This window comes from Actinomadura sp. CNU-125 (genome assembly GCF_001942465.1).
Taxonomy (GTDB): Bacteria; Actinomycetota; Actinomycetes; order Streptosporangiales; family Streptosporangiaceae; genus Spirillospora.
Window position 1 is genome coordinate 1 of the sequence record NZ_MKJY01000305.1, and the last position, 5,875, is coordinate 5,875.

Consider the following 5,875-nt stretch of genomic DNA (forward strand, 5'->3'; position numbering starts at 1 on the left):
CCGCGACCTGCCGGGCGCCGGGGCCGCGGGCGGCGTCGGGTTCGCCGCGCGCGCCTTCCTCGGCGACGACGATCGAGCCCGGCCCCGGCGTGCTGCTCGACGTGCTGCGCTTCGCCGCCCGGGCGCGCGACGCGCACCTGGTCGTCACCGGCGAAGGCGTCCTGGACACCCGCTCCCTGCGCGGCGGCACGCCGATCGGCGTCGCGCGGGCGGCGGCCCGCGCGGGCGTCCCGGTCGTCGCGGTGGCCGGGCGGCGCGGCCTCACCGGCGAGCAGCTCCGCAAGGCGCGCATCCAGGCCGTCTACTCGCTGGAGGACATCGAGCCCGACACCGGGCGCTGCGTCCGGCGGGCCGGGCCGCTGCTGGAGCAGCTGACGGTCGCGATCGCCGCCGAATGGCTCCCGCCGCTGCGCCGCACGATGGGCTGAGCCGGGGGCCGCACGCGGGGTCCGCACGCGGGGCGCCGCGTGGCGTCCCCGCCGCGCGGGCAGGACGCTTGGTACGAACGGACGTCAGCCCCCACAAGGAGCCTTCCGTGAAGATCGGCGTACCCCGCGAGATCAAGAACCACGAGTACCGCGTGGCCATCACCCCGGCCGGAGTCCACGAGCTCACCCGCCTCGGCCACGAGGTGTTCGTCGAGCGGGCCGCCGGGCTCGGCTCGGCGATCCCCGACGACGACTACACCGCCGCGGGCGCCAAGATCCTCGACTCGGCCGACGAGGTCTGGGCCGAGGGCGATGTCGTCCTCAAGGTCAAGGAGCCCATCGCGCCCGAGTTCCACCGGATGCGCGCGGGCCAGGTCCTGTTCACGTACCTGCACCTGGCCGCGTCCCGCGAGTGCACCGACGCGCTGCTCGCGGCGGGCGTCACCGCGATCGCCTACGAGACCGTCCAGCTCCCGGACCGCTCGCTGCCGCTGCTCGCCCCCATGTCGGAGGTCGCCGGGCGGCTCGCCCCGCAGGTCGGCGCCTACCACCTGATGGCGCCGCACGGCGGACGCGGCGTGCTGCCGGGCGGCGTGCCCGGCGTGGCGCCCGCGAAGGTCCTGGTGATCGGCGGCGGGGTGTCCGGCCTGAACGCCGCGCAGATCGCGGCCGGCATGGGCGCGGACGTCACGATCCTCGACGTCGACGTCGACCGGCTCCGCCGCATCGACGCGATCTACCGGGGCCGGGTGCGGACCCTCGTGTCGAACGCCCTCGCCGTCGAGCAGCGGGCCCTCGCCGCCGACCTGGTGATCGGCGCGGTGCTGATCCCGGGGGCGCGGGCGCCGAAGCTGATCTCCGGCGAGCTCGTCGCCCGGATGAAGGCCGGGTCCGTGCTCGTCGACATCGCCATCGACCAGGGCGGCTGCTTCGAGAACTCGCGGCCCACCACCCACGACGCCCCGTCCTACCGGGTGCACGGATCCACCTTCTACTGCGTGGCCAACATGCCCGGGTCGGTGCCCAACACCTCCACCCGCGCCCTCACCGGAGTGACGCTCCGCTACGTCGTCGCGATCGCCGAGAAGGGCTGGCGCGCCGCCCTGCACGCCGACGCGTCGCTGGCCCGCGGCCTCAACACCCACGCGGGCGAGATCGTCTACGACCACGTCGCCGAGGCCCACGGGCTGCCGTGGACGCCGCCCTCGTCCGTCCTGGCGTAGGTTCCCCCGGCGCGCCCCTCGGCCGGGGGAGGCGGGCGCCGAACCCGCGCCTAGAGTGGGGCGCATGGGAGAGCTGATCATCGTGCGGCACGGCGAGACCGAGTGGAGCCGCGCGCGGCGGCACACCGGGCGCACCGACCTCCCGCTGACCGGGCGGGGCGAGGAGCAGGCCCGCGCGCTGCGCGCGGCGCTCGCCCGCCGCACGATCGTCCGGACGCTGGTCAGCCCGGCCGAACGGGCCCGCCGCACCGCCGAACTGGCGGGCCTGCGGCCGGACGACGTCGTCCCCGACCTGTGGGAATGGGACTACGGCGGCTACGAGGGCGTCACATCGGCCCGCATCCGCGAGGACCGTCCCGGCTGGTTCCTGTGGGAAGACGGGGTGATCCCCGGCGACGCCGAACACCCCGGCGAGTCCATCGAGCAGGTGGGCGCGCGCGCAGACGCCGTCCTGGCAAAGGTGTGCCCGCTACCGGACGACGGCGACGTCGCGATCGTCGCGCACGGGCACTTCCTGCGCGTCCTCACCGCACGGTGGCTCGGCTTGGAACCCGCGCTCGGACGCCTGTTCGCGTTGCAGACCGGGACGCTCTCGGTGCTCGGCACCGAGCACGACCGCCCGGTCGTCTCGGCCTGGAACATCCCCCCGAACTAGCGCATAACATACCCCTGCGGGGGTGTTCCTCCAGAGGTGCGAGGCCCCAGAGCGATTGTGAGGACCGGATGGCGAACAGCGAGGCCCCCACGCGCGGCTACACCGCCACCAAGGACCAGCTGGAGACCCGGCTCCGCCGGATCGAGGGGCAGGTGCGCGGCATCGAGCGCATGGTCGAGGACGACCGCTACTGCATCGACATCCTCACCCAGATCAGCGCGATCCAGGCCGCCCTCGACAAGGTCGCGCTCGGCCTCCTCGACGGCCACGTCCGGCACTGCGTCGCCGAGGGCGCCGAAGAGGGCAAGGGCGACGCGATGTCGACCGAGCTCATGGCCGCCGTCGGCCGACTCATGCGCCGCGGCTGAGCACGCCGGTCAGGACGCGATCGTCCAGGCGGCCGCCTCGGCCTCGCGGGTGAGGCGCAGGGCGCGCCGCGCGTCCGGGGAGTACCGGTACCGCTCGGGCACCGCCCGCGTCGTCCGGTACAGGCTCTTGAGCGCGAGCGTGGCCGCCACGTCCGACGTCGGCAGCCCCGGCAGCCCGTACATGCGGCGGGCCCAGCGCGGCAGCGTCGACACCGTCAGGCTCCCCACGGCGGGGGCGGCGAGCTTCAGCGGCAGCAGGTTGCGCGGGACGGCCGGGCTGAACATCCGCCGCAGCCCCAGCCGGGCCTCGTCGCACGCCCAGATGCGGCCCCGCATGTCGGCGTAGTAGTCCGCCATCTCCGCGACCGACGCGGGCACGTCGGCGGGGTCGAGACCGACGACCGCGGCGGCGCGGCGCTGCTCGTCCACGAACCGGTCGGCGTCCGCGGCGCTCAGCGGGACGCCAGCGCGCCGCGCGACACCGAGGTAGGAGTCGACCTCGCCCATGTGCACCCACAGCAGGTTCTCGGGGTCGTCGATCGGGAACGTCTCGCCGGTGCGCATGTCGACGCCGGTCAGCTTGGAGTGCAGCTTGCGGACGCGCCGCCCGATCCGCTCGACCTCCTCGGTCGTCCCGTAGGTGCGGACGCGCACGAACTCGACCGTCCGCGTCAGCCGTCCCCAGGCGGCGTCCGCCTTCATCAGCTCGGAGTTCTGGGCGGTCCCCCACATGGTGCGCGGATGCAGCGACTGCAGCAGCAGCGCCCGGATCCCGCCGATGATCAGCACCGGTTCGCCCATCACCCGCCAGGTGATCGAGCCGGGCCCGAACAGCCCGTCGTCGGCCCGCGTCCCGCGCGTCCCGTCGTGCACGGCGGCCCCCCTTCTCTCGCGCCGAGGAAACCACGTCGACCCGCGTAACTGAAGATTTACCCAGGTATGGCCTGAATCACACACGCCACCGCGCACCCGGCGACGGGCCTGCGCCCCGCTCCGGGCTCCGCTGCGGCGGTGGGTCAGTCCTCGGCTTCCTCGTCGTCGTCGGCTTCGGTCTGCTCGGCGATCCAGGCGAGGTAGTCGAGGCTGCCTGCGACGACGGGGGTCGCGATGATCTCGGGGGTGTCGTAGGAGTGCACGTCGGTGATCAGGGTGGCCAGCTCGTCGAACCGGTCGGCGGTGGTCTTGAACAGCACCATCCACTCCTCCGCCGACTCGATCTCGTCCTCCCACCAGTAGGTGCTGGCGATCGGGCCGACGAGCTGGGCGCACGCGGCGAACCGCTCGGCGACCGCCGACTTGGCCAGTTCCGCCGCCTCGGCCCGCGAGTCGGTGGTGGTCGTCACCTGAACATATGACTGCGCCATGCGACGATCCCTTCCCCCTCGCGGACCCGGCACGCGTTCGCGGCCGCCACGCTATCGGGCGGGACGGACGACGAGGGCGCTGCCGCCGCCGCGCCGCTCGGGCTCGGCGACCGCCTGGACCAGGCCCGGCCGCAGGATCTCCAGAGCGTTCGCCGCGCCGATGACGCCCTTCGGAGGCCCGGCGAAAAGTTCGAGTTCGTGTCCGCGCGCGCGCAGGTCGTCGCCGTAGCGGTCGATGAACTCTTGCTCCGCGAAAACCTGCGGGGTGTTGCGCTGGGTGGCGCGGGGCGCGTTGAGGGCCTCCGGCAGGTCCATGCCGAGGTCGAGCCGGTTGACCAGGATCTGCAGCACCGTCGTGATGATCGTGGAGCCGCCGGGGGTGCCGAGCGCGAGCCGGGGGCGGCCGTCGTCCAGCACGATCGTCGGGGCCATGCTGCTGCGCGGCCGCTTGTGCGGGCCGGGCAGGTTCGGGTCGGGTGCCTCGCCCGGCGCGGGCGGCTCGAAGGAGAAGTCGGTGAGCTGGTTGTTCAGCAGGAAGCCGCGGCCCGGGACGGTCAGGCCGCTGCCGCCGAACTGCTCGATCGACAGCGTGTAGGACGCGACGTTGCCCCACCGGTCGGAGACGACGAGGTGGGTCGTCTGCGGGCCCTCGCGGGTGAGGGTCGCGGGCGCGCCGCGTGCGGGCCCGCAGGGGCCGTACCGTCCGTCCGGCGAACCGGGCGGGACGGGCGCGGCCGCGGCCTCGTCCGGCTTGATCAGGCACGCGCGCTCGGCGGCGAAGCCGGGCGAGAGCAGTTCGCCGAGCGGGACGTCGACCTTGTCGGCGTCGCCGAGGTAGCGGCCCCGGTCGGCGTAGGCGAGCTTGGACGCCTCCAGGTAGAGGTGCAGCGCGTCGGCGGGGCGGTCCGCGTCGAGGTCGAACTCTTCGAGGATGTTCAGCGCCTCGCCGACCGTGGATCCGCCGGACGACGGCGGCGGCATCCCGTACACGTCGAGGCCGCGGTACGACACGTGCGTCGGCTTCCGGAGCTTCGCGCGGTAGCCGTCGAGGTCGCCGGGCCGCATCAGGCCGGGACGGACGGTGCGTTCGGCGCCGGACGCGACGGGCGGGTCGGCGACCGTCCGGACGATCTCGCGGCCGAGGCGTCCCTCGTACAGCCAGTCGCCGCCGTACCGGGCGAGCGCGCGGTAGGTGTCGGCGAGGTCGGGGTTGCGGAAGACCGAGCCGACCTCGGGCACCTTCCCGTCCGGCAGGAACAGCTCGCGGGTGGGGGCGATGTCGCGGAACCGTTCTTCGTTGACGGCCGTCTGGTCGTGGAACTCCTGGTCGACGACGAAGCCCTGCTCGGCGACGTCGATCGCGGGCCGCAGGAGGTGGCGCAGCTTCCGCTTGCCGAACCGGTCGAGGGCCAGTTCCCACTGCGCGACCGTGCCGGGGACGCCGACGCCGAGCCCGCTGGTGACGGCCTCGCCGAACGGCAGCGGCTCGCCGGTCTCGGGATCGATGAAGGAGTCCGCGCGCATCCGCGCGGGCGCGGTCTCCCGGCCGTCGATCGAGTGCACGCGCCCGCTGCGGGCGTCGTAGTAGGTCATGAACCCGCCGCCGCCGATCGCCGCGACGTACGGCTCGGTGACGCCGAGGGTCGCCGTCGGAGCGGCGACGGCCGCGTCCATCGCGTTGCCGCCGTGCTTGAGGACGTCCAGGGCGGTGCGGCTCGCGTACGGGTCGACGGTGGAGACCGCGCCGCCGTACCCGGTGGCGACCGGCCGCTTGCCCGGCTCGGACGGGTGCCGGGGGCGGGCGGACGCGGGGGCGGTCAGGGCGGTCGACGCGGCG

At 74.2% G+C, this 5,875-nt stretch carries 7 protein-coding genes; 4 read left to right on the forward strand and 3 right to left on the reverse strand.

Annotated elements, in window-relative coordinates:
• The 4 genes from BJF79_RS30115 to BJF79_RS30130 all read left to right on the forward strand — a co-directional run.
• Window positions 1–428: glycerate kinase (locus BJF79_RS30115; RefSeq protein WP_262402751.1), on the forward strand; the 428-nt coding region annotated here is incomplete at its 5' end.
• A gap of 107 nt (window positions 429–535) precedes the next feature.
• Complete coding sequence (gene ald, locus BJF79_RS30120) at window positions 536–1,651, forward strand: alanine dehydrogenase (RefSeq protein WP_075902482.1); 1,116 nt, start codon at window positions 536–538, stop codon at window positions 1,649–1,651.
• Window positions 1,652–1,715: 64 nt separating this feature from the next.
• On the forward strand, window positions 1,716–2,306 hold the full coding sequence (locus BJF79_RS30125; RefSeq protein WP_075902484.1) for a histidine phosphatase family protein: 591 nt from the start codon (window positions 1,716–1,718) through the stop codon (window positions 2,304–2,306).
• Between the two features lie 68 nt (window positions 2,307–2,374).
• Complete coding sequence (locus BJF79_RS30130) at window positions 2,375–2,674, forward strand: metal-sensitive transcriptional regulator (RefSeq protein WP_075902486.1); 300 nt, start codon at window positions 2,375–2,377, stop codon at window positions 2,672–2,674.
• 9 nt (window positions 2,675–2,683) lie between these two features.
• Here BJF79_RS30130 and BJF79_RS30135 read toward each other — a convergent pair whose 3' ends face one another.
• From BJF79_RS30135 to ggt, 3 genes are all read right to left on the reverse strand, one after another.
• The gene (locus BJF79_RS30135) at window positions 2,684–3,547 is read right to left on the reverse strand and encodes an oxygenase MpaB family protein (protein ID WP_075902488.1); all 864 of its coding nucleotides are present in this window, start codon (window positions 3,545–3,547) and stop codon (window positions 2,684–2,686) included.
• A 143-nt stretch (window positions 3,548–3,690) separates the two neighbouring features.
• Complete coding sequence (gene cutA, locus BJF79_RS30140; RefSeq protein WP_075902490.1) at window positions 3,691–4,038, reverse strand: divalent-cation tolerance protein CutA; 348 nt, start codon at window positions 4,036–4,038, stop codon at window positions 3,691–3,693.
• Window positions 4,039–4,089: 51 nt separating this feature from the next.
• Window positions 4,090–5,875 (reverse strand): gamma-glutamyltransferase (ggt, locus tag BJF79_RS30145; protein ID WP_410050160.1); only part of this gene is annotated, 1,786 nt, incomplete at its 5' end.

Coding starts and splice junctions, on each gene's coding strand:
- BJF79_RS30125 (WP_075902484.1), top strand. CDS start 1,716: ATGGGAGAGCTGATCATCGTGCGGCACGGCGAGACCGAGTGGAGCCGC.
- BJF79_RS30130 (WP_075902486.1), top strand. CDS start 2,375: ATGGCGAACAGCGAGGCCCCCACGCGCGGCTACACCGCCACCAAGGAC.
- cutA (WP_075902490.1), bottom strand. CDS start 4,038: ATGGCGCAGTCATATGTTCAGGTGACGACCACCACCGACTCGCGGGCC.